Source organism: Colwellia sp. TT2012 (assembly GCF_001440345.1).
Classification (GTDB): Bacteria; Pseudomonadota; Gammaproteobacteria; order Enterobacterales; family Alteromonadaceae; genus Colwellia.
In genome coordinates, this window is record NZ_LJYX01000017.1 from 700,535 (window position 1) to 727,499 (window position 26,965).

A 26,965-nucleotide genomic window follows, 5' to 3' on the forward strand; every position below is an offset into this window, starting at 1 on the left:
CTTTTCACCAGAAAGGTTAAGCTATCTCGATTAAGACTGGCAAGACATTACTGGCACTGGACTAATAAAAAAGCTGCCAACTGACAGCATTTCTCCTGTGCTTAGAGCTTATTAATCTCCCTTGAAACAGTAAACTCCGCTGAGGTAACATATTGTTCCATCAATTGTACCTTTTTTTCCAAAGCGCTAAACTTACGACGAATGTCATAAAGTGCTTGCTTGGGCGGCTCACCCGCTTGCCAAATCCTCGATTTTACTTTTATTGATTCATTGCTAACATCAGCCTCGTACTGCCCTTGCTGAGACCGTTTACCAAAGCGACTTTCACTTGGTTCATGGCTACCTCTTACGATTTTCCCTGGGGATTTATCCAAAATAAACCAACCAGCAATATAAATTAAGATAAGAAATGGCAAGCCAAAAAGCACACCAGAGACCACTAAAATTCTTACCAACCAAGTTTCCCAACCGAAATAATCTGCTAGGCCAGCACAAACCCCTGCTATTTTTCCCCGCTCGGCGTTACGATATAACTCTCCTCTTTTTCGACTCATAATCTGGCTCTCCAGTTTGGGGACTCCGCGTCTAAAATAGCTTCGAGTGTTTGTATCCTATCGGCCATGGTATCGGCAACTTCTGACAATTCTGATAATTGAATATACTCTTCTTGACTTAAACCTTGGCTTACTTGCTTTTTACTGCGGTAATGCAACACCAACCATATGGGCGCAACAATAATCATAAATATAATGACAGGTGCCATGATAATCTCTTCCACAATACTTCTCCTTTATCCTATGCTAGCGATCGCTTTATTTAGGTTTTATTCCTATTTTTCGTTATTATTTTTTATTCTTTTTCATCTTAGCTTTTAACTGAGCTAATTCATCATCAACCTTTTCATCAGTCTCAAGCTCGGCAATCTCATCTGCTAATGATTTACCACCTAAATCATAGGATTCAACTTCGGCTTCGATATCATCAATTTTACGTTCATAATGATCAAAACGGTTTAATGCATCACTAACCCGAGTGCTGTGGATGTTTTCTTTTACTTTTAAACGAGAGTTTGCTGATTTTTCTCGAATGACAATGGCTTTTTGTCGCGACTTGGCATCAGTAAGCTTATCTTGTAATTGGCTGATTTCATCTTGCAATTTACAAATATGTTCATCAATGTGGCTCAACTCAGCTAATAAAGCTTGTGCGCTTTCACTGCTTTTTTTCTTTTCCATCAAGGCAGCACGAGCTAAGTCTTCACGATCTTTGCTTAAAGCCAGTACTGCTTTTCCTTGCCATTGTTCCGCGTCTTTTTCAAGGCGGGTTACTTTACGGGATAATTCTTTTTTCTCTGCTAATATTTTAGCCGAACTAGAACGCACTTCAACTAAGGTATCTTCCATTTCTTGAATGATCAAGCGGACCATTTTGGCTGGATCTTCGGCTTTATCTAATAAATTATTAATATTAGAGTTAATAATATCTGTGAATCTTGAAAAAATACCCATAACATCTTCCTCAACTAGTGGCTAAATTATGCCAAACTGTATTTACATTTACTTAAACTAAGCATTTACTTAGTGCTGAATTACTATTTTAATACATTCATTTTTTACGCCAACTTTCAAAACAATAATAACATACTGTTTTAAATAGAATTATTATTTATTTAAAAAAGACTTTCAACCGACTAAGTAATAAAATACACTATTTGTTAGTGAAATAAACCAACATTTGAGTTTACTATGGCGCGTTTTAACCAACAAGATAATCTTCTGGGCCAATCAAATAATTTTTTAGAAGTACTAGAGCAAATATCTCAAATTGCTCCTTTGAGTAAACCCGTACTGATAATTGGTGAACGAGGCACAGGTAAAGAGCTGGTCGCTGCCCGCTTACACTTTCTATCTAAACGCTGGCAACAAAATTATATAAAACTTAATTGTGCGGCTTTAAATGAAAATTTACTTGAAACAGAATTGTTCGGTTATGATAGTGGCGCTTTTACCGGTGCAAATAAACGTCATGAAGGACGATTTGAACGTGCAGATAAAGGCACACTATTTTTAGATGAAATTGCTAATACCTCTGGCCTCATTCAAGAAAAGCTATTACGTGTCGTTGAATACGGTGAATTTGAGCGTGTTGGTGGTTCAAGAACTATTACTACCGATGTTCGTTTGGTGGCGGCAACCAATGAAGATTTGCCTACGTTAGCGGCATCGGGACAATTTAGAGCCGATTTATTAGATAGATTAGCTTTTGATGTTATCACGCTACCACCGTTAAGAGAGCGTTTAGATGATATTATGATGCTGGCAGAGCACTTCGCTATCAACATGGCTCGTGAGCTTGATTTTGAATTATTTAGTGGTTTTACCGAAAAAGCCAAACGTAGCCTGCTTGAATATCCTTGGCCTGGTAATATTCGTGAGTTGAAAAATGTGGTTGAGCGCAGCGTTTATCGCGGTAATAATCCACATTTGCCCGTACACGAATTGATCATAGACCCTTTCGACTCTCCTTATAGACCTAGGCAAAGCAATAAGACCCATGACAGAATCAAAACACTCAGCGGTAACATTGTCGCTGCAACTGAGAGTGTGGCCAGCGATACAAGTCAACTAACCGCTACGACTAAGCCAACAAGTGCTAAGCTAGCCACTAAAACTGTGACGCAACAGTTTCCCCAGTCCTTAAAATCATTATCACAAGATTATGAAATAGAGTTAATACAATCGGCGTTAGCACATTGTCAATTTAATCAAAAGAAAACCGCGGAAGCATTGAAATTAACGTATCATCAATTAAGAGGTTACCTAAAAAAATATAACTTGCTTGATGGCAGTATTAACGATGAGCTTTAAGCCAACACTCCCTTTACTTATTTCTGCTTTTGTTAGCCTGCTCGTTGGATGTAACGAGGGTAATAAATTATCGTTAAGTGAGCGCAGTATTATCTATTGCTCTGAAGGCTCGCCAGAAACGTTTAACCCTCAGCTTAGTACCTCAGGAACAACGACTGACGCCATATCTAAACAGCTTTATAACAGCCTAATTGTTTATAAAGGGAAAAATAACACCTTGGGCCCTTCCCTGGCTAAGTCTTGGCATGTTACTCGTGACGGTAAAAAAATCACCTTCTATTTACGTCAAGATGTACGCTTTCATCAAACGAGCTACTTTACCCCGACAAGATTACTTAATGCCGATGATGTTTTATTCAGCTTTAATCGAATTTTAGATAAAAACCATGCTTATCATCAAGTATCTGGTGGCCAGTACCCTTTTTTCCAAAGTACAAAATTTACCGAGTTAATTGAGAAAATTGAGAAAATCAACGATTATACCATACGCTTTATTTTAAAACGAAGCGACAGCTCCTTTGTAGCTAATTTAGCCACCGATTATGCGATAATATTATCGGCTGAGTACGGTGAAAAACTACTCAATAAAGGTACACCGCATAAAATAGATATACTGCCCATTGGTACCGGACCGTTTAAATTCAAAGAGTATCGGGTCGGTTCATTAATTCGTTTTTACCGTCATGATTCATATTGGCAAGGACAAGCAAAGATTGAACAACTTGTTTTTGATATAACACTGAGTAGAACCAGTCGCTTAACTAAACTGTTAGCCAAAGAATGTGATGTCAGTAGTTACCCTATAGCCCATGCAAAAATTGCAGAAAGAACTGACTTGATATTGGAGTCGATTACCTCATTAAATGTAGGTTACTTTGGTTTTAATACTAAAAAAGAGCCTTTTAATAATAAATTAGTACGCCAAGCCATCAGCTTAGCTATTAACAAGCAGGCGATCATTGATACCGTTTACCACTCTAAAGCAGCCCGAGCTAAATCAATACTACCTGAAACATCATGGGCTTATGACACCAATACTCCCGAACAAGGGTATGATCCTGTTCGGGCTAAGTCACTATTAGAAATAGCCGGTTATGCGCAAGGTTTTACTATGGACCTATGGGCAATGCCAGTGCAAAGAGCCTATAATCCAAATGCCTTAACCATGGCCAAGCTTATCCAAGCTGATTTAAAGAAAATTGGCGTAAAGGTGAAGATTGTCAGTTATGAGTGGAGCACCTTCTTGCGTCGCTTATCCTTGGGTGAGCACCAAAGTTTTTTATTAGGCTGGAATGCCGATACGCCAGAACCCGATAATTTTTTCACACCAATGCTAAGTTGCTCGGCCAGCGAAACGGGTAATAACCGGACCTTTTGGTGTAATAAAGAATTTGACCAACTACTGCAAGAAGCGCTTAAAACAACCAATATGAAGCAAAGAAAGCGTTACTATGCTCAGGCTATGGCAATAATTAATGAAGAAATGCCTTTATTACCCATTGCTCACTCAAAGCGCTATCAAGCTCGTGGTACCGATGTGGTAGGTGATATATTGTCAAACTTTGGTGGTATCAGTTTTTATCAAGCGGCTAAAATAAATACCAATAACAAAGCTGATGACATGGTTAACAAGGTGAGTAACTAAGATGCTGACTTTTACCTTAAGACGCATCAGCTTATTTATTTTTACTATGCTAGTGCTAACTTTATTATCATTTAGCTTAAGTTTTTTATTTCCGGGTGATACCGTTATTAATCATTCTGGTCAAATTAATGCTACGGTAAGCGAATTAGCACAACTTAATCAAGCTTACCAAATGGATAAGAGCATAGTTAATCAATATGGCGCTTATTTAACTCATATCCTTAATGGTGATTTTGGTCAATCTATGGCCAGCCAATCGCCCATTAGCAAAGAGATTATAGAATTACTGCCGGCAACCATAGAGCTCAGCTTAGTAGCTTTACTTATTGCTATGATAGTCGGTATTCCTTTAGGTTTTATTGCCGCGATCAAACACAATAAAACCAGTGACCATGTGATATTATCTTTAGCTATGCTTGGTTATTCCATTCCTGTTTTTTGGTTAGGTTTACTGGCTATACTTGTCTTTTCCATCGGCCTTGGTTGGTTGCCTTCAGCAGGAAAAATTAGCTTACTGTTTGAAATAGAGTTTGTTACTGGCATCCAGTTTATTGATATTTTATTAAGTGATAGCCCCTATAAATGGCAAGCTTTTAGTAATGCCAGTGCCCATATCATTCTCCCCGCATGTGTCATAGCCCTAGCACCCGCGACTATTTTCATTCGCTTATCGCGTGCCGCGATGATAGAAGTATTAGCCGCCAGTTATATCAGAGCTGCTCGTGCTAAAGGATTAAGCTTTCAACAAATAATTTTTCGCCACGCCATACGTAATGCCCTGATCAAAATAATACGACATGTGGGTTTACAATTTGCCAATTTGGTCACCATCGCCATGGTAACTGAGGTTATTTTTAGTTGGCCTGGCATTGGTCGATGGCTAATAGAAAGTATATATCAGCGCGATTACACCGCAATTCAAGGCGGTTTATTAGTGCTGTCATGCTTTATATTTATTATTCATATTTTAACAGATTTTATCTATGCGGCGCTCAATCCATTAGCCCGAGGTAATAAATATGGCTCGTGAAAAAATATACCTTGAAGAAGTTTTTCCTTCTCCTTTTATGCAGTTGTGGAGGATTTTTCGTAAAACTCCCGTCGCTATGGTTGGCTTCTGTTGTTTTATTTTACTTATTTTATTAGCTATTTTCGCACCAATTATTTCACCCTACTCGCCAGTGGACGGCAATTTAGATATGATTTTATTGCCTCCTGCTTGGCATGTAGATGGCAATGTAAGTTATTTGTTAGGTACCGATGAGCTTGGCAGAGATATGCTGTCTCGGCTCATGTATGGCACTTCACTTACCTTTGGTTTAAGTTTTATTGTGGTGTTTTTTTCTTTAGTAATAGGCGTGGTCATTGGTTCACTCTCCGCGTTAACTCGAGGTATTAAATCCAGTTTTTTAAACCACTTTCTCGATGTAGTACTCTCTATCCCATCGCTATTACTCGCCATTATTATTGTCGCCATTTTAGGCCCTGGCATCAGTAACACTGTCTGGGCAATCGCTATAGTCTTTATCCCGCAATTTATCCACATAACCCGCTATGCGGTAAAAGAAGAATTTAGAAAAGATTATGTCTTAGCATCGCGCCTTGATGGTGCCAGTAATTTCCGTATTTTGTACTACTCAGTATTCCCTAATATTGTTGAGCGCTTAATGAGTCAAGCAACACTTGCGCAATCTGCGGCAATATTAGATATCGCGACACTAGGCTTTTTAGGGCTAGGGGCACAAATCCCCTTACCTGAATGGGGAGCTATTTTAGCCAATGGCCTTGAGCGATTTTATATAGCGCCATGGACGGTTTATTTACCTGGCCTAGCGATATTATTCGCCGTAGTTGCCACTAACTTAGTGGGTGAAGGTATTCGCCACGCCCTCAAGTTGCGTAAGGAAAACTAATGAACTTACTCGATATTAGAAATTTATCCATTGAACTAGATACACCTAACGGGAAAATATTGGCAGTTGATAGAGTGAGCTTATCAATGAAGGAAGGTGAAATACGGGGTTTAGTGGGTGAGTCAGGCTCTGGTAAATCATTATTGGCGCAAGCCATTATCGGGGTGTTAGACGATAAGTGGCGTGTCCATGCTGACAGATTTCATTGGCGTGGCATCGACCTATTACGGCTAACAATCGATGAACGTAGAACATTATTATGTCGTGATATAGCAATGATATTTCAAGAGCCCATGAGCTGCTTAGACCCCACCACGTTGATAGGGGCACAATTAAGTGAAGCAATTGATACTTCACAATTATCAGGTTATTTTTGGCAACGTAATAAACAACGCAAAGAAGCAGTGATAAAATTACTTCATAAAGTGGGTATTAAAAAGCATAGTCAATGTATTAGTAGTTACCCACATCAGCTCACCGAGGCAATTTGTCAACGCGTTATGATAGCAATCGCCTTGGCAGGCCGACCATTGTTATTGATTGCCGATGAGCCAACAGCGGCTATGGAAAGTACCAATCAGGGGCAAATATTTAGATTATTAGCAAACTTAAATCAATTAAAAAATATGGCTATTTTATTGATCAGCCATGATTTAGAAAAAATCACCCACTGGACCAACACTATCACAGTAATGTATAGCGGTCAGTTTGTTGAAGCGGGCACCACAGAACAAATATTTAATCAACCTATGCACCCTTATACCCGCGCTCTAGTTGATAGTAGTACTAAAGCCAATCTGCAATTACCCGCTAAGTCGAGATTAATGACCTTACCTGGTAGTATTCCAATTTTACAACATTTACCTATTGGTTGTCGGCTAGGTCCTCGATGTCCAAGAGCTCAGCAAACCTGTGTTTCAGCGCCCAAAGTGAGTAACTTTCATGGTCACAAAGTAAGTTGTCACTTCCCGATACTTCGTGAAACAGTAAAAAAAGAGCCCGTAAAGCACAAACCAGTAAAAGGTACAGACTAAGATGAGTGTTTTATTAGAGGTAAATGAAATAGCGAAATCGTATAAATTAAAAGGCTACTGGTATCATAAACGAGAGTTTAATGCCTTATCACCGGTATCGTTTACCATTGAAGCAAAAAAGACTCTAGCAATTGTTGGCGAAAATGGTTCGGGTAAATCGACCTTAGCAAAGATATTAGTAGGGGCTGAACCCCCAAGCAAGGGTAAAATATACCTCAATGGTCAGTTACTACAAAACCAACGTTTTAAACAAAGATGCCAACAGATCCGGATGATATTTCAGGACTCTGGCACCACCTTAAACCCCAGTTTAACCATTCAAGAGCTACTCGACGAACCCTTGACACTAAATACTGATTTAGACGAAAAACAGCGGCGTCAGCTTATTCGTCTGACTTTACAAAAGGTTGGCCTACTGGGAGATCATATGAATTTTTATCCTCATATGTTTTCAGGCGGGCAAAAACAACGAATATCTCTCGCTCGAGCGATCATATTACAGCCACAGGTTATCATTCTAGATGAAGCCTTAGCCTCTTTAGATCCCTCACTACGATCACAAATGATTAACTTATTACTCGACTTACAACAACAGATGGGCTTAGCGTATATTTTAATTTCTCACAATTTGGGCATTGTTCGTCATTTCAGTGATGATGTACTAGTCATGTCCCATGGCAAGGTAGTTGAGTCAGGAAAAACCATTGAGATCATGCGTAATCCCCAACATAAAGTGACGCAAAAGCTGATGATGAGCCAGAATTTCCAAATAAAGTAAATATAGATAATGCGCTTAACTTAGTCACCTACTTCAATTCGCCAATACTTTAAGCAGATTAACTTCACTCACTAAATAAAACATAATAAAAAGCCAATAGCAGAATACTGCTATTGGCTTTTTAGTCAGCGTTCGTCACCTTCAGTCACTAACGGTGTTAGCTGTTAATAAACTGACACCTGTTCAGTCAGTTGTTTGCGAGTTATTTCAGCATCCACTTTTAACGAGTTAACAAAGCTTTGGTAAGCAGACTGTGCTAACTGAGACGTTTGTTGTTGTGCTAAATTCGGATTGGCCGCAGATTCACTGACATCAACACCCGTAACTTCAACTAAGGCAAGATCGCCATTACTTAAGGCTACCGTAGATGCTGAAACAACACCCTTGACTGGGTGCGGTAATACAAACGCAGCACGACTGATACTTTGATCAATGACAGCGCTATAACGAGCAACTTTCTCTTTACTAACAAAGCTAGTATTAAGTGCGGTTAATCGAGTAGAAATATCAGTACCCGCCTTAAAGTCGGCCAATAAATCATCAACAGTTTGTTGAGTTTTCTTAGTAGCTTTTTGATTAACTAAAATATCTTTAATTTGCGCGGCCACTTCCGTTAAAGGCTTAATATTCGCAGCTTGGAAGGTATTGAGGCGTAGTACAAGGGCAACATCATCATTAACTTCAATAAGGTCAGAGTTCATATTGTCATGTAAAACCATGTCTGAAAAAGCGGCTTCAATAACGTTTACTTGATCAAAAGGAACACTATTACCACGACTTGATAACCAAGGAGATGTTTGAATGGCAACATTTACCTCGGCAGCAGCATCTTCTAAGCTATCAGGAAATTCAAAACTAATACGCGCCATTTCTTGCTGTAAAGTAAAGAATGTATCTTGTGCTTGCTCGTTGCTTAATTTAAGTCGTAATTCAGCTTGTACCTCAGAAAATTCTTGCACGGCTTCAGCTTTAAAGTCAGTTAACAGCAATATATGATAACCAAAACTAGTAGTAACCAGAGGACTCATATCACCAACATTAATTAATGCTAATGCTGCTTGGTCGAAAGTTTCTTCCATCACACCGGGATCTAACCATTCTAAATCACCACCGTTTTCACCACTATAGCTATCATGAGAAACTTCTTTCGCTAATGCGGCAAAATCTTCACCTTGCTCAAGACGACTTAATACCGCTTGAGCTTGCTTTTTAGCAGCATCATCGTCAACATTGCCATCAGTGAATTCAATCAGAATATGAGAAATACGGCGCTGTTCTACTTCAGTAAAGCTAGCTAAATTCTCTTGGTAATACTTAGTTAACGCTTCATCAGTAACATTAATGTCTTTAGCAATATCAGCAACATTTAGGCTGATATAGTCAACTTTAACCTGTTCTTTATTTTCAAACCGAGCTTGATTGGCTAAATAGTAATTATTTACTTCTTCATCCGTTAATTCAATTGTCGCTTTAAACTGTTGTGCTGAAATGGTAGCAAAACGGATATCACGCGTTTGGTTTTGTAACGCCAATTGCAATTTTTCTTGGTAAGGTAAATTAAACTCTGTATTAACTAATGCTTGGCTTAATTGACGACGAGTCATTTCAACTCTTAAATAATCGCGGAAATTAGATGATTGATAGAACCCAGCTTGGTTGATGATAGCTAGATAACGATTATTATCAAACACACCGTCAACTTGGAATTCAGGCATATTTCGAATAGTTTCTTTTAAACGCAAATCAGAAACACGAATAGCCAAGGCTTCGCTGTTTTGATCGATAAGCTTTTCGTTAATGAGGCTATCTAAAACGCCTTGACGAAAGTTAGCCATATAATTTTCATCATTAGATAAGGTATCAAACATGCCACCAAATTGTTGTTCCATGCGGCCACGCTGTGCTTGATAAGCTTTATTAAATGCTTGTAAGCTAATGGGTTCACCATTCACGGTAGCAACTGATGTATCAACTGAGTTGGTGTAACTGCCAACACCTGCGACAGCGAAGGTTAGGATAATCAAACCAAGAATAATTTTAGCAGTCAATCCCTGCGATTTTTCACGAATCTCTTCTAACATTTTTGTCTCTTTTTTTATGCCTAAAAAACTAGGCTTAGGTATATTTATAGCAAGTAGATTAATTGATATAAATCAAAGTTGCTCGCGATTTTAACAGATGAATAACATTGCTTGAAGCACAAAATTAATTAAATGCAAATTAATTAAAATGTTTTTATTTTTATTCCGGGTATAAAGTAAAAAACCACCTAAAAGGTGGTTTCTGATACGCGGTATAACTTAATCTAAATAGGTGACTAGTTACATGCGTCTTTTAATGCTTTACCCGCTTTGAAAGATGGGATTTTTGCAGCAGCGATTTGGATAGTAGCACCCGTTTGAGGGTTGCGACCAGTACGTGCAGCACGGTCACGTACTGAGAAAGTACCAAAACCAACAAGAGCAACTTGCTCGCCGTCTTTTAACTCATCAGTTACAGCGCCAATAAATGAATCTAATGCACGACCCGCAGCAGCTTTTGAAATGTCTGCACCAGCAGCAATTTTCTCGATTAGTTGAGATTTATTCACAGTGTATACCCCTTCAATTGTTATTATACAACGCTATCCTTTTTATTAATGCAGTCAATTGAAATATGATTTCGATAGACTCCTTGAAGCGTTGAGTGTAGAAAATATTTTGCTCTCTAGTTCCCGTCAATTCATCTATATAACATAGCGAATAAGGGGTCTAGCGATATAAGCGTAGATAACTTACCATAGTTTCAGCGTTTGCAAAGGGAAAATTGCTATTTTGGGCAATTATTTTAACTTTTCCGGTCTTTTTTGATATAAATCATCAAAAAAGACCAAGCATTGAACAAATTACTTTTCCACTTTCCATTGTTCTACTGGGTGTTCAAGCGCTAAGGCAAATACCTCATCTATCCATTTTACTGGGTGAATAGACAATTCAGCTTTAACATTTTCCGGGATTTCTTCTAAATCACGTTCGTTTTCATGGGGTATAATGACTGTTTTTATACCTCCGCGATGAGCTGCAAGTAACTTCTCTTTTAAACCACCAATGGCAAGAACTTCACCACGAAGGGTGATTTCGCCGGTCATGGCTACGTCTGCCCTTACTGGATTTCCGGTAAGGCTTGACACTAATGCCGTGCACATACCAACACCCGCACTTGGACCATCTTTTGGTGTTGCCCCTTCAGGTACATGAACATGGATATCACGTTTTTCGTAAAAATCCTCATTGATACGCAATTTCTTAGTACGACTTCGCACCACTGTCATAGCGGCTTGGATAGACTCTTGCATAACCTCACCCAAGGAACCGGTATAAGTCAACTTACCTTTACCTGGCACAGAGGCCGTTTCTATGGTCAGTAGCTCGCCGCCAACTTGAGTCCAAGCTAAACCCGTTACTAGGCCAACACGGTTCTTATCCTCGGCTTTGCCGTAGTCAAAGCGTTGCACACCTAAAAACTTATTAAGATTTTCTTGATTGATGGTGACTTTAGTTAACTTTTTATCAAGTAAAATTGCTTTCACCACTTTACGACATAATTTAGAAATTTCACGCTCTAAATTACGTACCCCTGCTTCACGGGTGTAATAGCGGATAATGCCAATAATAGCACTGTCATCAATGTCGATTTCTTTAGCTTTCAAGCCATTTCTCTCAATTTGCTTATTGAGTAAATGATTTTTAGCAATATTTAATTTTTCATCTTCGGTATAGCCGGACAATCGAATAACTTCCATACGGTCTAACAATGCCGCTGGAATATTCATACTATTTGATGTCGCAACAAACATAACCTCAGACAAATCATAATCAACTTCTAAATAGTGATCATTAAACGTGGTGTTTTGTTCTGGATCTAACACTTCAAGTAAAGCAGAGGCAGGATCACCACGCATATCAGAAGACATTTTATCTATTTCATCCAATAAGAAAAGAGGATTTTTCACACCTACTTTTGATATCTTCTGGATTAACTTACCTGGCAGCGAGCCAATATAAGTACGGCGATGACCTCGGATTTCAGCTTCATCACGAATGCCACCTAATGCCATGCGCACATATTTTCGCCCAGTGGCTTTAGCAATGGATTGACCTAACGATGTTTTACCAACACCAGGAGGTCCAACTAAGCAGAGAATAGGACCTTTTAACTGGCTTACACGTTGTTGTACGGCTAAGTACTCTAAAATATGCTCTTTAACCTTATCTAAGCCAAAATGATCTTTATCAAGTACTTCTTCGGCAACAGTAAGATTACGCTTTAATTTACTGCGTTTTGTCCAAGGTACATTGATCATACAGTCAATATAACTCCTCACCACAGTTGCTTCTGCTGACATAGGCGACATCATTTTCAACTTTTGCAGCTCAGCTATAGTTTTTTCTTTCGCTTCACTCGGCATTTTCGCCTTCTCTATACGCTTAGCCATTTGTTCAAGCTCATCAGGAGTATCATCGCCCTCATTTAACTCTTTTTGAATGGCTTTCATTTGCTCATTCAAGTAATAATCACGCTGACTTTTTTCCATTTGCTTTTTAACACGGGTACGAATTTTCTTTTCAATTTGCAGTAAGTCGATCTCCCCTTCCATCAATGCCATCAGATGCTCTAATCGAACATTAACATCAATAATTTCTAAAACCTTTTGTTTGTCAGCCAGTTTAAGAGGCATATGCGCGGCCATAGTATCGGCAAGTTGTTCAGGGTCATCAATGCCTGATACCGAAGTGAGCACTTCCGGTGGGATTTTTTTATTAAGCTTTACATAACCTTCAAATTGAGAAATTGCTGAGCGGACTAATACTTCAATATCGTCACCCAGATCTGTATTTGGCTTAATATATTCAATTTCTGCGCTAAAATACTCATCCGTTTCAATGAATTTCTTTATTTTTGCGCGCTGAGAACCTTCTACCAGAACTTTTACCGTACCGTCGGGTAACTTTAACATTTGTAAAATGGTCGCTACTGTCCCTGTGCTGTATACATCTTCCGCTTTAGGGTCATCTATTGCGGCATCTTTTTGTGCAACAAGAAATACTTGTTTATCCTGCTCCATGGCTAAATCTAAACAACGGATGGATTTTTCACGACCGACAAAAAGGGGGATAACCATTTGAGGGTAAACAACCACATCTCTTAAGGCTAAAACGGGGATCTCAACGACACCAGATAATTCTTTACTCATTGGTTACTCTTCTTGGGAATTGTTTTAATTGATATAAAATTAATATAAAAATAAAGCTATAGAAACTATATGGGGCTAGGCTGTTAACTTTCAACAAAAGATAAAAAATAATAGCCAAACTCACTTGTTTTAAGCGATAAGATCAAAAAATCCTCAACAAGTAAGTAATTATAAAAGGTAATAATTATATACTTGTTGAGGATAATATATTTTCTGTTAAGCGAGATAACAGTGCTAAAAATTATTTAGCCGCAACTTTCTCTTTCTTACTGTCATAAATAACAATAGGCTGACTTTCACCATTGATGGCCTTCTCATCGACCACAATTTTACTGACATTATCCATTGATGGTAATTCATACATGGTATCGAGTAAAACGGCTTCAACAATTGAACGTAAACCACGAGCACCCGTCTTCCTGGCCATGGCTCTACGAGCTATGGCATGCAGAGCATCTTCTCTAAACTCTAGCTCAACATTTTCCATTTCAAATAAGGCAGTAAACTGCTTAGTTAAAGCATTTTTAGGCTCTTTCAGTATTTGAATAAGGGCTTCTTCATCCAGTTCACGTAATGTAGCTAACACAGGTAGACGTCCAATAAATTCAGGAATTAAACCATATTTAACCAAATCTTCCGGTTCAACTTCAGCTAAACGATCCGTTAAAGATTTTTCCTGATCTTTACCACGCACATCAGCGCCAAAACCAATCCCCGTACCTGTATGACAACGTTGTTCAATCACTTTATCTAAACCAGAAAACGCGCCACCACAAATAAAGAGGATCTTGGAGGTATCAACTTGTAAAAACTCTTGCTGCGGATGCTTACGCCCACCTTGCGGTGGAACGGAGGCAATCGTTCCTTCAATAAGCTTTAATAAGGCTTGCTGTACACCTTCACCTGAAACATCACGGGTTATAGACGGGTTATCTGATTTACGTGAAATTTTATCAATTTCATCAATGTAAACAATACCACGCTGTGCTTTTTCCACATCGTAATCACATTTTTGCAATAACTTTTGGATAATATTTTCAACATCTTCACCCACATAACCAGCTTCGGTTAACGTGGTTGCATCTGCCATAGTAAATGGCACATCCAGTAATCGAGCCAGGGTTTGTGCTAATAACGTTTTACCACTACCCGTTGGTCCAATAAGTAAAATGTTACTTTTACCCAGCTCAACACCATTATGATTATCACCTTTACGCAGACGTTTATAGTGATTATAAACGGCTACCGCTAATACTTTTTTCGCGTGATCTTGACCAATAACATACTCATCAAGCTTTTCTCGGATTTCCATAGGAGAAGGTAATGCCTCCTTACTTTCTTTTGGCGAAATTTCAGAAATTTCTTCGCGAATAATGTCATTACACAGTTCTACACATTCATCACAAACAAAGACTGATGGACCAGCAATTAATTTACGTACTTCATGTTGGCTTTTGCCACAAAATGAACAGTAAAGTAATTTACCATTATCGCCACCACTTTTAATATCGGTCATGCCCTACCTCTAAACTTATAATACTAATAAATCCATTTATTTCTCGATCTACACTGCTAAGTATACACCGAAATCTTATTTATCATCACGTTGTTCTAATATAGAGTCAACTAATCCATATTCAACCGCAGCTTCAGCACTTAAAAAATTATCTCTGTCGGTATCTTGAGAAACTTGTTCTAACGTCTGGCCAGTATGTTCAGCCATTAATCTGTTAAGTTTATCTTTTATGTATAAAATTTCTTTAGCATGAATTTCAATATCTGATGCTTGCCCTTGGAAACCACCTAAAGGTTGATGAATCATCACCCGGGCGTTTGGCAAACAGTATCGTTTGCCTTTCTCACCACCGGATAATAGAAAAGCGCCCATACTTGCCGCTTGACCAATACAGACAGTACTGACATTCGACTTGATAAATTTCATCGTGTCATAAATTGCCAGACCTGCAGTGACTGAACCACCGGGTGAATTTATATAAAGAAAAATATCTTTATCTGGGCTTTCAGACTCCAAGTATAATAACTGCGCAATAATCAGGTTAGCCATATGATCTTCAATTGGGCCACAAAGGAAGATTACCCGTTCTTTTAACAGCCTTGAGTATATATCATATGAACGTTCACCTTTAGGGGTTTGCTCTACAACCATAGGCACTAATGTGCTTTCGATACCTGTAGTACTGCTTTGTGATGAAATCTGAAATGAACTTTGTGATGTAATTTGAGAATTAAACAAGAGTATACCTTCCCTTAATGAATATAATGGCCCGTATGTTGCCATACAAGCCATTAAATTTAAGCGATTGCTGAGTCTATTGTCAATGCAAAACTGCGATAAACTTCAGCTTTACTTAATATTATTTAGCTTCTGGGTTCATTATCTCATTGAAGCTTGATTTTTTATCAGCAACATTAGCTTTTTCAACTAAAAGCTCAACGGCTTGCTCTTCTAAAGCAACATTTTGCATTTGCTGCATCAGTTCTTTATTCTTAGCATAATACTCAACAACTTCTTTAGGGTCTTCGTAAGCTGAGGCCGCAGATGTAATTAGTTCATTTACTTTAGTTTCATCAACTTTAAGTTCATTTACTTTAATGACTTCACCTAAAAGTAAACCGATTTTAACGCGACGTTCTGCTTGCTCTGTAAACATTTCTGCAGGAAGTTGTGGCAGGTTTTTAGGGTCCATTTTTCCTTGGAAACGTTGCATCGCTTGTTGACGTAGAACATCTACTTCTTGAGTGACAAGTGCTGCTGGTAAATCAACGTCATGTCCGGCTAATAAACCATCAAGTACTTGTGTTTTAACTTTCGCTTTAACGGCTTGTGTTAATTCACGTGTCATATTTTTTCTTACTTCAACACGTAAAGCTTCAACACCACCATCTTCAATACCGAAAAGCTTTGCAAAGGCTTCATCGATTTCTGGCAGCTCTGGAGCTTCAGTTTTATGAACAACAATATCAAACTCTGCATCTTTACCTTTAAGGTTTTCTGCATGATAATCTTCAGGGAAAGTGACCTTGATAGTTTTTTCATCACCGGCTTTCATGCCCGTAACTTCTTTTTCAAAACCAGGGATCATACGACCAGCGCCAAGTTCTAATTCAAAACCTTCAGCTTTACCGCCGTCAAAGTCTTCACCGTCGACACGACCAGTAAAATCAAGTGTTAACTTATCGCCCATTTTGGTATTACGATTGTTTTCTTTCCATGTTTGGTGTTGCTTTTGCAGCGTAACAAACATTTCATCTAAATCAGTATCAGTCACTTCCACTTGTGGACGCTCGATAGTAATTTTATCTAAATCTTTTAATTCAACTTCAGGATATATTTCAAACGTTGCTTCAAACTCGAATGCCTTACCATCTTCATTGCTTTTAGCAACAAATGAAGGACGACCTGCTGGATTGATTTTTTCTGCAACAATAGCATCAACAAAATTACGCTGCATTATTTCACCAGCAACTTCTTGACGTACTGATTTACCGAAGCGTTTTTGAATAACTGACGCTGGCACTTTACCTGGACGGAAACCGTTAATACGCTGTGTTTTACTCATTTGACGAAGACGATTCTTAACTTCTACATCTACTTTTTCGGCCGGAACAGAAATAGTCAGACGACGTTCCAAACCTTGGGTAGTCTCAACTGAAACTTGCATTTAAATACCTCAAAAACTTAGCGTATAACGCTTTTTTACGCACCAATTAATAGTCTACATCTTTGGTAATTATTACCAAATTTGTGACAAAATGATGCCCTGTTACAAAAATATGACGCTAAATTATAGCTAGAGCAAAATAAAGTTGCAAGGTGTAAGTTTTAACCATTAAATAAATCATCCTCATTCCTCGATAATTAGCTAACATTTTTATAAATTAGCACCTACCAATAAGCATGATTTTATCAGCTCAACGCAAGGTATATACCCGTTACCAATTAAAGTGCAGGATTTCAGTGGCAATTAAAATGGCTTTAGGCAGGGAAATAATTAAAGCATAGTCACTTCTATGGTTTGATTATTTAACGCGGTATAAAGTCATTTTAACCCCCTCAAAGAAGCATTTGAGCAACAGCACTTCATCCTTACTGTTAATATAAGGACGCTGCATGGATGCAGCTTAATAAAGAATGCAGACGGAACAGGAGTCCCTTATTAGATAATGCAGGAGCAATTATCCTGAACAAGCCTTGATTTATAATAAATGCCTTTCTTAAAGTTTTTTAATTGCTACGAAATATTACATCTTGAAGTTGTACGGGGATCTGACTGGGAAATTTTAGACAATAAAGATTTTTTAGAGTTAACTATCGACACACGGAAAGTAAAATTAGCATGAGAAATGTAGAGGAGACTTTACTTTATAATAAGTAGCTCGAATAGAGGTTAAGTAGTCGGCGTTTATCTTAATACTTATTTCTTTAACCGCCACTTTACTAATTTCCTCGTTAAATTCACCAGCAATAGGCCCGCTATTGTCACAAAACTCGCCGTCAATAAAATAACCACAAGTGAATCGATTAGAAAAACTTAAGTAATATCATCCAAGATTTTAACTAGCTATTAACAAGAGTTCAGCTTAAATATTAAATGCAGTATTATCTAGCAGTTTAGTTAACGATAGAAAGTGGTCGGTGATGCAAGATTCGAACTTGCGACCCCTTGGACCCAAACCAAGTGCGCTACCAAGCTGCGCTAATCACCGATATATGCTGTCAATATTCCAATAGCAAAGCTGTTAAGATTTTAACTTTAGCCTTAGTGAAATATTATTGAGAGTATTAAATAGAGACTTTATATATATTGCAGAAAAAGAAAGTGGTCGGTGATGCAAGATTCGAACTTGCGACCCCTTGGACCCAAACCAAGTGCGCTACCAAGCTGCGCTAATCACCGACATATTCTCTCAATATTTCATTAGTAGACACTAATAAAGTAAAGATGGGGTGGCTAAAGGGACTTGAACCCTCGACAACCGGAATCACAATCCGGGGCTCTACCAACTGAGCTATAGCCACCATAACAATTTTTATACTTATACTTTGTAGTATAAGTATGGTGCGCCCTGCAGGATTCGAACCTGCGACCCACGCCTTAGAAGGGCGTTGCTCTATCCAGCTGAGCTAAGGGCGCAATTTCCTACATAGGCATATCACTTCAACTAAAAGTTAAAAGTGGTCGGTGATGCAAGATTCGAACTTGCGACCCCTTGGACCCAAACCAAGTGCGCTACCAAGCTGCGCTAATCACCGATTTATGCTGTTTTAACAAGCAGTAAACTGTCTCGTTTCAACGGGTGCGGATATTACCGAGTTGCTTACGTTCAGTCAAACCTTTTTTATAAAAAAATAACTGTTCGCTCACTTTTGATACAAGTCGCTGAATAGTTCAGCTAGGTGGCTTGCTTTTGCGCTTTATTTAAACAGCGAAAGTATTAGCATTATTTTGTCGCTATCGAGCGACACATTTAACCAATATATAAAGTAAACCTACAATAGAGCTGTAATTTATGGCAAAATAACCGCGTTTTTATCACTTAAATCTAGGGTCTACACCAGAGTTATGACAGCATCATTAATCGATGGCAAAGCAATTGCCAAACAACTTAGAGATTCAGTTAAAGAGAAAGTTACCCAGCGCATTAACAACGGTCAAAGAGTGCCTGGTTTAGCCGTTATATTAGTAGGTTGTGATCCCGCTTCACAAGTCTATGTCGGCAGTAAGCGCAAAGCGTGTGATGAAGTAGGCTTTATTTCCCGCTCTTATGACTTACCAAACACTACCTCTGAGCAAGAGCTCATAGCCTTGGTAACTGAATTAAATAATGATGATGCTATCGATGGTATTTTAGTACAACTGCCTTTACCTAAAGGTTTAAATGCCGACTTAATTATCGAGCATATTAATCCACGTAAAGATGTTGACGGTTTTCATCCCTCTAATGTCGGTAAGTTAGTATTAAGACAACCCGGTCTAAGACCCTGCACACCAAAAGGCATCATCACGCTCATTGAATCAACCGGGGTTGAAACTAAAGGTTTAGACGCACTTGTTATTGGCGCTTCAAACATTGTCGGTCGACCTATGGGTTTAGAGCTGTTACTAGCCAAGTGCACGGTAACAACAACGCATCGCTTTACTAGAGATTTAGAAGGTAAAGTGCGCAATGCAGACCTTATTGTCGTCGCCGTTGGCAAACCTGGTTTTATTCCGGGTGAATGGATTAAAGAAGGCGCAATAGTGATAGATGTTGGTATTAACCGTTTAGCTAACGGTAAGTTGGTTGGTGATGTAGACTTTGATACGGCTAAAGATAGAGCCTCATTTATCACCCCTGTACCCGGTGGTGTGGGTCCGATGACAGTGGCGAGCTTAATTGAAAACACCCTAATAGCTTGTGAGCAAGCGACGCATTAATAGCTAGCGTTAACTCTACCTAATACCAATTTCAGTAAGTTATTGCCCACTTGTGCTGGTTAAAACACCCCAAGACTACGTTGTTCTCAATCCCAATAGCCAGCTATTGCTCAATCGAACGCCTTGTCCTGAAATGTTTTCCTGTGCACAACAAGATCAAAAACTTAATGAAAATGGTATAATAAAATATATTTATTTACGCTTAGACATCAAAAAAGGGTGAATACTTTATAGTATTCACCCTTTTTTATTGTTTAATGCTTCGTGCTTAGTGCTTTATTTAACCACGCTAAAGTACTTTAAGCTTTACGCCATGTGGTTTTACCGGCGCTATCTTCTAACACAATATTCATCGCATTAAGCTTGTCACGTGCATCATCAGCAAGTGCCCAATCTTTATCAATACGTGCCTGATTACGCTGTACAATAAGCGCTTCAATTACAGCAACTTCGTCATTATCGTTTTCACCTTGTAAGAAAGCTGCAGGATCAAGCTGTAATAAGCCAACAATATCACCAAGAGCAACTAATGTTGACGCCAACTCACTTGCTAAGGCTTCATTATTGGCCGCTTTAGCCACGTTTAACTCTTTTGATAGCTCAAAAAACACTGCCAATGCTTGTGGTGTATTGAAATCATCATCCATGGCTTGGCAAAACTGCTTAACAAAGTTTGAGTTTTTATCTAAGACATAATCACTTTCAATATTTACATCTCGTAGCGAAGTGTAAATTCGTTCTACTGATGCTCTCGCCTGGGTTAAGTTATCTAGCGAATAGTTTAATTGACTTCTATAATGACCTGTCGTTAAGAAAAATCGCACAGTTTCAGCATCATATTGCGTTAATACGTCACGTATAGTGAAGAAGTTGCCTAATGATTTAGACATTTTTTCTTGATCGACTTGCACCATACCTGTGTGCATCCAGTAATTGACATAAGCAGTGTCTAGGGCGCAACAGCTTTGTGCAATTTCATTTTCATGATGAGGAAAGGTTAAGTCAGAGCCACCGCCATGAATATCAAAGTGATGACCTAGCTCTTTGGCACTCATGGCTGAACATTCTATATGCCAACCAGGACGTCCATCGCCCCAAGGAGATGACCAACTTGGCTCGCCCGGTTTAGCCGATTTCCATAGGACAAAATCAAGTGGATTATGTTTATTTTTATCCACTTCGACACGGGAGCCAGCTTGTAATTGTTCCAGATCTTGCCCACTCAGTTTACCGTAGTTCGCATAACTAGCCACCGCAAACAAGACGTCGCCCTGCCCAGTAACTTTAGCGTTATCACCAGCAACATAAGCATGTTTTTTAGCCACTAAGGTTTCAATCATGGTAATGATTTCATCCATGTGTGTGGTTACTCTCGGCTCCAAATCAGGTCGAAGCATATTAAGTGCATCAAAATCTTGATGCATTGCCGCAATGGTACGCTCAGTTAATTCCTCAGTTGTTTCATTATTATCTTTGGCACGATTAATTATCTTGTCTTCAACATCCGTAATGTTACGGACATAATTCACTTCATAACCGGAAAAACGTAGATAACGAGCAATATTATCAAAGCTAATATAGGTGCGACCATGGCCTATATGGCATAAGTCATAAACTGTGCAACCACAAACATATAAGCCGACTTTACCTGCATTGATTGGTGTAAAGATTTCTTTTTTACGACTTAAAGTGTTGTATATCTGCAACATAAGGTTTTATGACTCCGACTGAGTAGTTTTATTTGATTAGGCGGTAGATTGTACCTGAACAAATCTAAAGGATCATCAAGACTAATGCACTTTATAGCAAGTTAGCGTACAATTGTGGCAATTAATTTATTAAAACTTAACAAGAGATAATTATGATCATACTAAAAACCAACCTTGGCGATATTAAAATTGAATTAGACTTCGATAACGCACCTATTTCCGCAAAAAACTTTCAGCAATATGTTGAAGAAGGTCACTATGATGGCACAATATTTCATCGGGTAATTAAAGGTTTTATGGCACAAGGCGGTGGTTTCATTCCTGGTTTAGAAGAAAAAGAATCTCGCGCCAATATTAAAAATGAAGCAAACAACGGTGTCAGCAATAAACGCGGTACTTTAGCAATGGCGCGTACTCAAGAGCCACATTCCGCTTCATCACAATTCTTTATCAATTTATCAGATAATAACTTCCTTGATTTCACTGCTGAAAACACCCAAGGCTGGGGATACTGTGTTTTTGCTGAAGTTGTTGAAGGTATGGACATAGTTGATAAGATGACGTTAGTAGAAACGGGTAATGTACAAGGCCACGGTGATGTGCCAAAAGATGACATATTAATCGAATCGGCCATTGTTGAATAAGTCAATTTAGTCCTTATCAATATTATGACAACAAGTAATAAGCCAGCAATAACTTACTTTATTGCTGATTTACATTTAAGTGAAAACAGGCCGGATATAACCGCCTGTTTTTTACGTTTTTTAAAAAATGATGCGATTAATGCTGAAAAGCTTTATATCCTAGGCGACTTGTTTGAAGCTTGGGTTGGCGATGATGATGATAGCCCTTACCTTAAAACTATCGCTGCTGCGCTCACTACGCTCAGCCAATGTGGTACCAAGGTTTATTATATTCACGGTAATAGAGATTTTCTTATCGGTAAGCGTTACGCTAAACAAGCAAGCATGCAGCTGCTACCTGAAATCGATACTATCGATCTTTATGGTCAACCTGTGGTCATCATGCATGGTGATACCTTATGCACACGTGACATTGATTACCAAAAATTTCGTAAAAAATCCCGTTCTTGGTGGTGGCAAACCATTGTTAAAAGTCTGCCATTATTTGTTCGAAAAAATATGGCTGCTAATTATAGAAAAAAAAGCGCTGCCGCTACGGCGGTGAAATCACAAGAGATAATGGATGTTACCGGTAGCGAGGTGATTGCCTGCCTAGAACATTACCAAAGCCAGTTATTAATTCATGGTCATACACATAGACCTGCAGTACATAAAATTATCGCCAATGGCGAAAGCGCGCAACGTATTGTCTTAGGTGATTGGTACGAACAGGGGGCTTGGCTAAAAGTAACACCTAACTCTATTGAATTACTCAATCAAGCATTAACTTCGTAAATACTAACCCCTGCTCATATCGCATCGTTTAAATTATTATCCCGACAATAACGGACAATACACCTTAACTTATTATTTTATCGATTAGCATTAAAGCGGTAACAATTGCTTAAACCGGCCTGCCAGAATGAAACTTAAAGTCTTCATCAGGCGATAAAATAAGCTCAGCTTCAACGTTGGCAAAGTATGCTACTCGCTCACTAATATCCTGCCCTGCTACTTGTTTAGCCAATGTTAAATAATCTTGGTAGTGACGGGCTTCTGAGCGTAACAGCGAAACATAAAACTTATTTAAGTCATCATCTAAATGTGGCGCTAACTTAGCGAAACGCTCACACGAACGTGCTTCAATAAAGGCACCAATAATTAATTTATCAACCAAGGCATCGGGCTCAAAAGTTTTTACATGTTTGAGCATACCTTTGGCATATCGACCAGCAGTGATACCATCAAAAGGAATATCTCGCTTAACCATAATCTCTAGGACTTGGTAAAAGTGGTGCAATTCCTCTTTAATTAACAGCACCATTTTATCAATAAGATCTTGGCTATACGGCGAATCATTTTTAGGCAGGATAGCTTTAGAGAGGTTGTTTTTATTAGCAAGAGACGCTAAGTCACCCTTTTTTCTATATAGAAAGTCTTCATAAGGTTCAAACCATGCTAATAACACCTTGTGACTGGCTTTATCAATGGCATACTTTCGCAGAAGAAACATAGCAGTTTGTCCGGCTTTAAGCTCACAAGCTAGATGGTCGCGTAAAATTATCGGTAAATTTTCTGCTTTCTTCGCTTCATCTACCCATGTTTCAGGTGTTTCGCATGATAAAAAGCTTAATATGGGTATTAATAGTTGTTCTACTTCGGTCATCTGTTTATCTCTGCTCTATATAACTAGGGAGCTCGTTTGAATAAATTTGATTTATTACGCTATTTTAAAAGCCTATTTCTTGAGATACTAGCAAAATCTGTTTTTACCTTACATAGAGCAACTTTATGCCTTCTATTATAAAAAAAACGCTTAGCAAAAAAAATGCCACTGAAAAACTGGTGAAAAAGCATGAAAAATTGGTGCATAGTGAAAACATGAAAGTGAACTCTCATGTGCAGCGAGAGTGTGATGATTGGATAATCAATACTCTGATGTTAGATACTATTGATGTGCCGTTCAAATACAAACGTAAAAAGCGTTACAAAAATTTGCAGGGACAAAGAGTCAATTTAACTTATTACCCTGAAAGTGAGAACATTGCTGGCTTCAATATTGAGATCATGTCGGTTGTGCGTATCAAAATTAGTTAGTAATCAACTGGCAGTCTTTTTCTTTATCGCATAAAAGTATTAAAAGCTCTTTTGATAGAGTTTTATTGTTTATTTTTACAGCAACACTTGACGAATCATCTTATATCTTTCATAAATAAAGAAGTAATAATAAGAGTACTGATGGCTTAATTATTTATTGTTGTTTTTTAGACTAAAAAGTACTTTCCGAATATTTACGTGCGAGAGGAATGATTATGATACTAAACCACATCTGGGGATTATACACTCACCCTAAAGAAGAATGGCATGTTATCGAAAAACGCCACGAAAGTTTAAGTTATAGTTTAATGCATATTTTAACCATAGCGCTAATCCCTGCAATATGTTGTTATTATGCTACGGCTTACATTGGCTGGACCATAGGTGTAGGTGACCCTATTAAAATAAGCGTAGAAAGTGCTAAAATTATGGCGGTGAGCATGTATTTCGCTTTAATATCTGGCGTGTTCGCCTTAGCTTATTTGATTCAGTGGATGGCGAAAACTTTTGACTCAAAACCTGATTATGTGCAAGCACTTGAACTTGCTGCCTATACCTCGACCCCATTATTTATGGTAGGTATTACCGCTTTATTCCCGGTACTATGGTTTGTCACCCTTGCTGGCCTTGCCGCCGTAGTTTATTCAATCTATTTGTTATATTCAGGCGTACCTATCATGATGAACATCCCAGAAGAAAAAGGCTTTATCTATTCAAGCTCAGTAGTAACTTGCGGGTTAGTATTGTTAGTCGCCTTAATGGGACTTACCGCAATGATGTGGACTATGGGATTTGGGCCAGAATTTGTCCCTTAACTAACCTAGACAACTTTCAACTAGAGAATATTGAACTAGAAATATTAATGTAGACAAACTATAAATAAAAAAGCCTTATCTCTGCTATAGAAATAAGGCTTCTTTTTTAGCAATTTTTATTGAAGAGTTTGAATTTCACTCCTTACTTATAAGTAATAGGAACTACTCTGCCCCTTCATTATGCATATCAATTATTGAATCAGCGTTTTTATCTGAGGTTTCTTTGCTGCTATTATTACGTAACGCATCTAGCTTCTCTAAGTAAGCTTGGTCAATATCATTGGTCACATAATTACCATCAAAGACTGAAGTGTCAAACGATTTAATTTCTGGGTTACCTGAGCCTACCGCGCTAATTAAATCTTCAAGAGATTGATAAATTAGTTTATCGGCGCCAATTAAATTACAAATATCATCTAATTCACGACCATGAGCAATTAATTCATTAGCACTTGGCATATCGATACCATAGACATTTGGGAACCTAACTTCAGGCGCAGCAGAAGCGAAGTAGACCTTATTGGCACCTGCAGCTCGCGCCATATTAATAATTTGTTCAGAAGTAGTTCCTCGAACAATAGAATCGTCTACCAGTAAAACATTTTTACCTTTAAACTCTGTGGTAATAGCGTTAAGTTTTTGACGAACAGATTTTTTGCGTTGTTCTTGACCTGGCATAATAAAGGTACGGCCAATATAACGGTTTTTAACAAAACCTTGACGATAAGGTAAGTTAAGATGATGAGCAATTTGTAAGGCTATATCACAAGAAGTTTCAGGAATAGGAATAACAACATCAATATCAAGATCCTGCCATTCATCCGCGATTTTCTGACCTAGCTTAGTGCCCATTTCTACACGAGCGGCATAAACAGACATTTTATCCATGGTAGAATCAGGGCGGGCAAAATAAACAAATTCAAAAATACAAGGGCTATAAACCGGATTTTCAGCGCATTGCTGGCTATGAATTTGACCATTTTCAGAAAAGAATATAACTTCACCCGGGGCTATATCACGGACAAAATCAAAAGAGCAGGCATCAAGAGCTACGGATTCAGAAGCCACCATATACTCAACACCTTCTTTAGTTTCTCGCTTGCCAAATACTAAAGGACGAATACCGTTAGGATCACGAAAGGCAATCATACCGTAGCCAACTATCAAGGCGACAGTTGCATAAGCGCCACGAACACGTTTATGAAGATTAGTTACTGCCGTAAAGATATCATCCGGGGTAAGGACAATATTATCACCTTGCTGTAATTCGTGCGCTAAGATGTTTAGTAAAACCTCAGAGTCTGAAGTAGTATTAACGTGTCGACGGGCTTCCTTAAATAACCATGTTCTTAATTCATCAGCATTCGTTAAGTTACCATTATGTGCTAATGATAAGCCAAACGGTGAGTTTGTATAAAAAGGTTGTGCTTCTGAAGAGCTAGAAGTACCAGCGGTAGGATAGCGAACATGGCCAATGCCAATATCACCTTGTAAACGGAGCATATGGCGGGTATGAAAAACATCTTTCACCAAGCCATTTCCTTTACGCAATCTGAAGGTATTATTATGAATGGTTACAATACCTGCAGCATCTTGACCACGATGCTGAAGTACAGTTAATGCGTCATATATAAACTGACCAACAGGGGTTTTACCGACTATACCAACAATACCACACATAAAATTCTCTCCACAAAAAAATATTTACAATACTTATTTAGCTAAAGCGCTATGCTCAGGATGGTATGAACCATCGTATAAATATTGAATTATAGGATATTGAAATAATATCTTATAAATTACAGTATACG

At 38.4% G+C, this 26,965-nt stretch carries 23 protein-coding genes and 5 tRNA genes; 11 read left to right on the plus strand and 17 right to left on the minus strand.

Annotated features, from left to right (window positions below; translation table 11 throughout):
• Nucleotides 1-101 precede the first annotated feature (101 nt).
• The 3 genes from pspC to pspA all read right to left on the minus strand — a co-directional run bounded on the left by pspC (nucleotide 102) and on the right by pspA (nucleotide 1,508).
• Nucleotides 102-554 (minus strand): envelope stress response membrane protein PspC, encoded by a 453-nt coding sequence (pspC, locus tag ASU03_RS12705; protein ID WP_057832136.1) that lies wholly within the window; start codon nucleotides 552-554, stop codon nucleotides 102-104.
• Nucleotides 551-763: an envelope stress response membrane protein PspB gene (gene pspB / locus ASU03_RS12710; protein ID WP_057832274.1), complete on the minus strand. Its 213-nt coding sequence runs from the start codon at nucleotides 761-763 to the stop codon at nucleotides 551-553. Before pspB ends, pspC begins: the two co-directional genes overlap by 4 nt.
• Before the next feature lie 79 nt (nucleotides 764-842).
• Nucleotides 843-1,508, minus strand: coding sequence for a phage shock protein PspA (gene pspA, locus ASU03_RS12715; RefSeq protein ID WP_057832137.1), 666 nt, complete (start codon nucleotides 1,506-1,508; stop codon nucleotides 843-845).
• Nucleotides 1,509-1,745: 237 nt separating this feature from the next.
• On the opposite strand from pspA, the gene pspF reads away from it, so the two are divergent.
• The 6 genes from pspF to ASU03_RS12745 are packed head-to-tail and all read left to right on the plus strand — an operon-like array spanning nucleotide 1,746 to nucleotide 8,237.
• Complete coding sequence (pspF, locus tag ASU03_RS12720; protein ID WP_057832138.1) at nucleotides 1,746-2,867, plus strand: phage shock protein operon transcriptional activator; 1,122 nt, start codon at nucleotides 1,746-1,748, stop codon at nucleotides 2,865-2,867.
• Complete coding sequence (locus ASU03_RS12725) at nucleotides 2,857-4,512, plus strand: ABC transporter substrate-binding protein (protein ID WP_057832139.1); 1,656 nt, start codon at nucleotides 2,857-2,859, stop codon at nucleotides 4,510-4,512. The genes pspF and ASU03_RS12725 overlap by 11 nt, the downstream gene beginning before the upstream one ends.
• A 1-nt stretch (nucleotide 4,513) precedes the next feature.
• Nucleotides 4,514-5,542: an ABC transporter permease gene (locus ASU03_RS12730; RefSeq protein ID WP_057832140.1), complete on the plus strand. Its 1,029-nt coding sequence runs from the start codon at nucleotides 4,514-4,516 to the stop codon at nucleotides 5,540-5,542.
• On the plus strand, nucleotides 5,532-6,425 hold the full coding sequence (locus ASU03_RS12735; protein WP_057832141.1) for an ABC transporter permease subunit: 894 nt from the start codon (nucleotides 5,532-5,534) through the stop codon (nucleotides 6,423-6,425). Before ASU03_RS12730 ends, ASU03_RS12735 begins: the two co-directional genes overlap by 11 nt.
• A complete protein-coding gene (locus ASU03_RS12740) occupies nucleotides 6,425-7,459 on the plus strand; it encodes a peptide ABC transporter ATP-binding protein (RefSeq protein ID WP_057832142.1) in 1,035 nt (344 codons plus the stop codon). Before ASU03_RS12735 ends, ASU03_RS12740 begins: the two co-directional genes overlap by 1 nt.
• Nucleotide 7,460: 1 nt before the next feature.
• Nucleotides 7,461-8,237, plus strand: coding sequence for a peptide ABC transporter ATP-binding protein (locus tag ASU03_RS12745; RefSeq protein ID WP_057832143.1), 777 nt, complete (start codon nucleotides 7,461-7,463; stop codon nucleotides 8,235-8,237).
• Nucleotides 8,238-8,401: 164 nt separating this feature from the next.
• Here the strand turns inward: ASU03_RS12745 and ASU03_RS12750 are convergent, their stop codons facing one another.
• The 11 genes from ASU03_RS12750 to ASU03_RS12800 form a co-directional block, all read right to left on the minus strand.
• Nucleotides 8,402-10,318, minus strand: coding sequence for a SurA N-terminal domain-containing protein (locus tag ASU03_RS12750; RefSeq protein ID WP_057832144.1), 1,917 nt, complete (start codon nucleotides 10,316-10,318; stop codon nucleotides 8,402-8,404).
• Nucleotides 10,319-10,554: 236 nt separating this feature from the next.
• Entirely contained in the window at nucleotides 10,555-10,827 is a 273-nt protein-coding gene (gene hupB / locus ASU03_RS12755) for a nucleoid-associated protein HU-beta (RefSeq protein ID WP_011044534.1), read from the minus strand.
• Nucleotides 10,828-11,121: 294 nt separating this feature from the next.
• Nucleotides 11,122-13,470: an endopeptidase La gene (gene lon / locus ASU03_RS12760; RefSeq protein WP_057832145.1), complete on the minus strand. Its 2,349-nt coding sequence runs from the start codon at nucleotides 13,468-13,470 to the stop codon at nucleotides 11,122-11,124.
• 241 nt (nucleotides 13,471-13,711) lie between these two features.
• A complete protein-coding gene (gene clpX / locus ASU03_RS12765; RefSeq protein WP_057832146.1) occupies nucleotides 13,712-14,986 on the minus strand; it encodes an ATP-dependent protease ATP-binding subunit ClpX in 1,275 nt (424 codons plus the stop codon).
• A gap of 75 nt (nucleotides 14,987-15,061) precedes the next feature.
• Nucleotides 15,062-15,685, minus strand: a complete 624-nt coding sequence (gene clpP, locus ASU03_RS12770) for an ATP-dependent Clp endopeptidase proteolytic subunit ClpP (RefSeq protein ID WP_442855143.1) — start codon at nucleotides 15,683-15,685, stop codon at nucleotides 15,062-15,064.
• 160 nt (nucleotides 15,686-15,845) lie between these two features.
• Entirely contained in the window at nucleotides 15,846-17,153 is a 1,308-nt protein-coding gene (tig, locus tag ASU03_RS12775) for a trigger factor (protein WP_057832147.1), read from the minus strand.
• A gap of 968 nt (nucleotides 17,154-18,121) precedes the next feature.
• A tRNA-Pro gene (locus ASU03_RS12780) sits at nucleotides 18,122-18,198 on the minus strand.
• Between the two features lie 114 nt (nucleotides 18,199-18,312).
• Nucleotides 18,313-18,389 (minus strand) — tRNA-Pro (locus ASU03_RS12785).
• A 46-nt stretch (nucleotides 18,390-18,435) separates the two neighbouring features.
• Nucleotides 18,436-18,511: transfer RNA gene (locus tag ASU03_RS12790), tRNA-His, on the minus strand.
• 38 nt (nucleotides 18,512-18,549) lie between these two features.
• A tRNA-Arg gene (locus tag ASU03_RS12795) sits at nucleotides 18,550-18,626 on the minus strand.
• 42 nt (nucleotides 18,627-18,668) lie between these two features.
• Nucleotides 18,669-18,745, minus strand: a tRNA-Pro gene (locus ASU03_RS12800).
• A 310-nt stretch (nucleotides 18,746-19,055) separates the two neighbouring features.
• On the opposite strand from ASU03_RS12800, the gene folD reads away from it, so the two are divergent.
• Nucleotides 19,056-19,910 (plus strand): bifunctional methylenetetrahydrofolate dehydrogenase/methenyltetrahydrofolate cyclohydrolase FolD, encoded by an 855-nt coding sequence (gene folD / locus ASU03_RS12805; RefSeq protein WP_057832148.1) that lies wholly within the window; start codon nucleotides 19,056-19,058, stop codon nucleotides 19,908-19,910.
• A 299-nt stretch (nucleotides 19,911-20,209) separates the two neighbouring features.
• Here folD and cysS read toward each other — a convergent pair whose 3' ends face one another.
• A complete protein-coding gene (gene cysS / locus ASU03_RS12810) occupies nucleotides 20,210-21,619 on the minus strand; it encodes a cysteine--tRNA ligase (RefSeq protein ID WP_057832149.1) in 1,410 nt (469 codons plus the stop codon).
• A gap of 152 nt (nucleotides 21,620-21,771) precedes the next feature.
• Here cysS and ASU03_RS12815 point away from each other — a divergent pair, with 152 nt between their 5' ends.
• Complete coding sequence (locus tag ASU03_RS12815; RefSeq protein ID WP_057832150.1) at nucleotides 21,772-22,263, plus strand: peptidylprolyl isomerase; 492 nt, start codon at nucleotides 21,772-21,774, stop codon at nucleotides 22,261-22,263.
• Between the two features lie 24 nt (nucleotides 22,264-22,287).
• The gene (gene lpxH / locus ASU03_RS12820) at nucleotides 22,288-23,037 is read left to right on the plus strand and encodes a UDP-2,3-diacylglucosamine diphosphatase (protein WP_057832151.1); all 750 of its coding nucleotides are present in this window, start codon (nucleotides 22,288-22,290) and stop codon (nucleotides 23,035-23,037) included.
• Nucleotides 23,038-23,146: 109 nt separating this feature from the next.
• On the opposite strand, the gene miaE is transcribed toward lpxH, so the two are convergent.
• Nucleotides 23,147-23,908, minus strand: coding sequence for a tRNA isopentenyl-2-thiomethyl-A-37 hydroxylase MiaE (miaE, locus tag ASU03_RS12825; RefSeq protein WP_057832152.1), 762 nt, complete (start codon nucleotides 23,906-23,908; stop codon nucleotides 23,147-23,149).
• A 125-nt stretch (nucleotides 23,909-24,033) separates the two neighbouring features.
• Between miaE and ASU03_RS12830 the strand changes: the two genes are divergently transcribed.
• Both ASU03_RS12830 and ASU03_RS12835 read left to right on the plus strand, forming a co-directional pair.
• A complete protein-coding gene (locus ASU03_RS12830) occupies nucleotides 24,034-24,339 on the plus strand; it encodes a hypothetical protein (protein ID WP_057832153.1) in 306 nt (101 codons plus the stop codon).
• 215 nt (nucleotides 24,340-24,554) lie between these two features.
• Nucleotides 24,555-25,154, plus strand: a complete 600-nt coding sequence (locus tag ASU03_RS12835; protein WP_057832154.1) for a Yip1 family protein — start codon at nucleotides 24,555-24,557, stop codon at nucleotides 25,152-25,154.
• A 162-nt stretch (nucleotides 25,155-25,316) separates the two neighbouring features.
• On the opposite strand, the gene purF is transcribed toward ASU03_RS12835, so the two are convergent.
• Nucleotides 25,317-26,834, minus strand: a complete 1,518-nt coding sequence (gene purF, locus ASU03_RS12840) for an amidophosphoribosyltransferase (RefSeq protein ID WP_057832155.1) — start codon at nucleotides 26,832-26,834, stop codon at nucleotides 25,317-25,319.
• Nucleotides 26,835-26,965 lie beyond the last annotated feature (131 nt).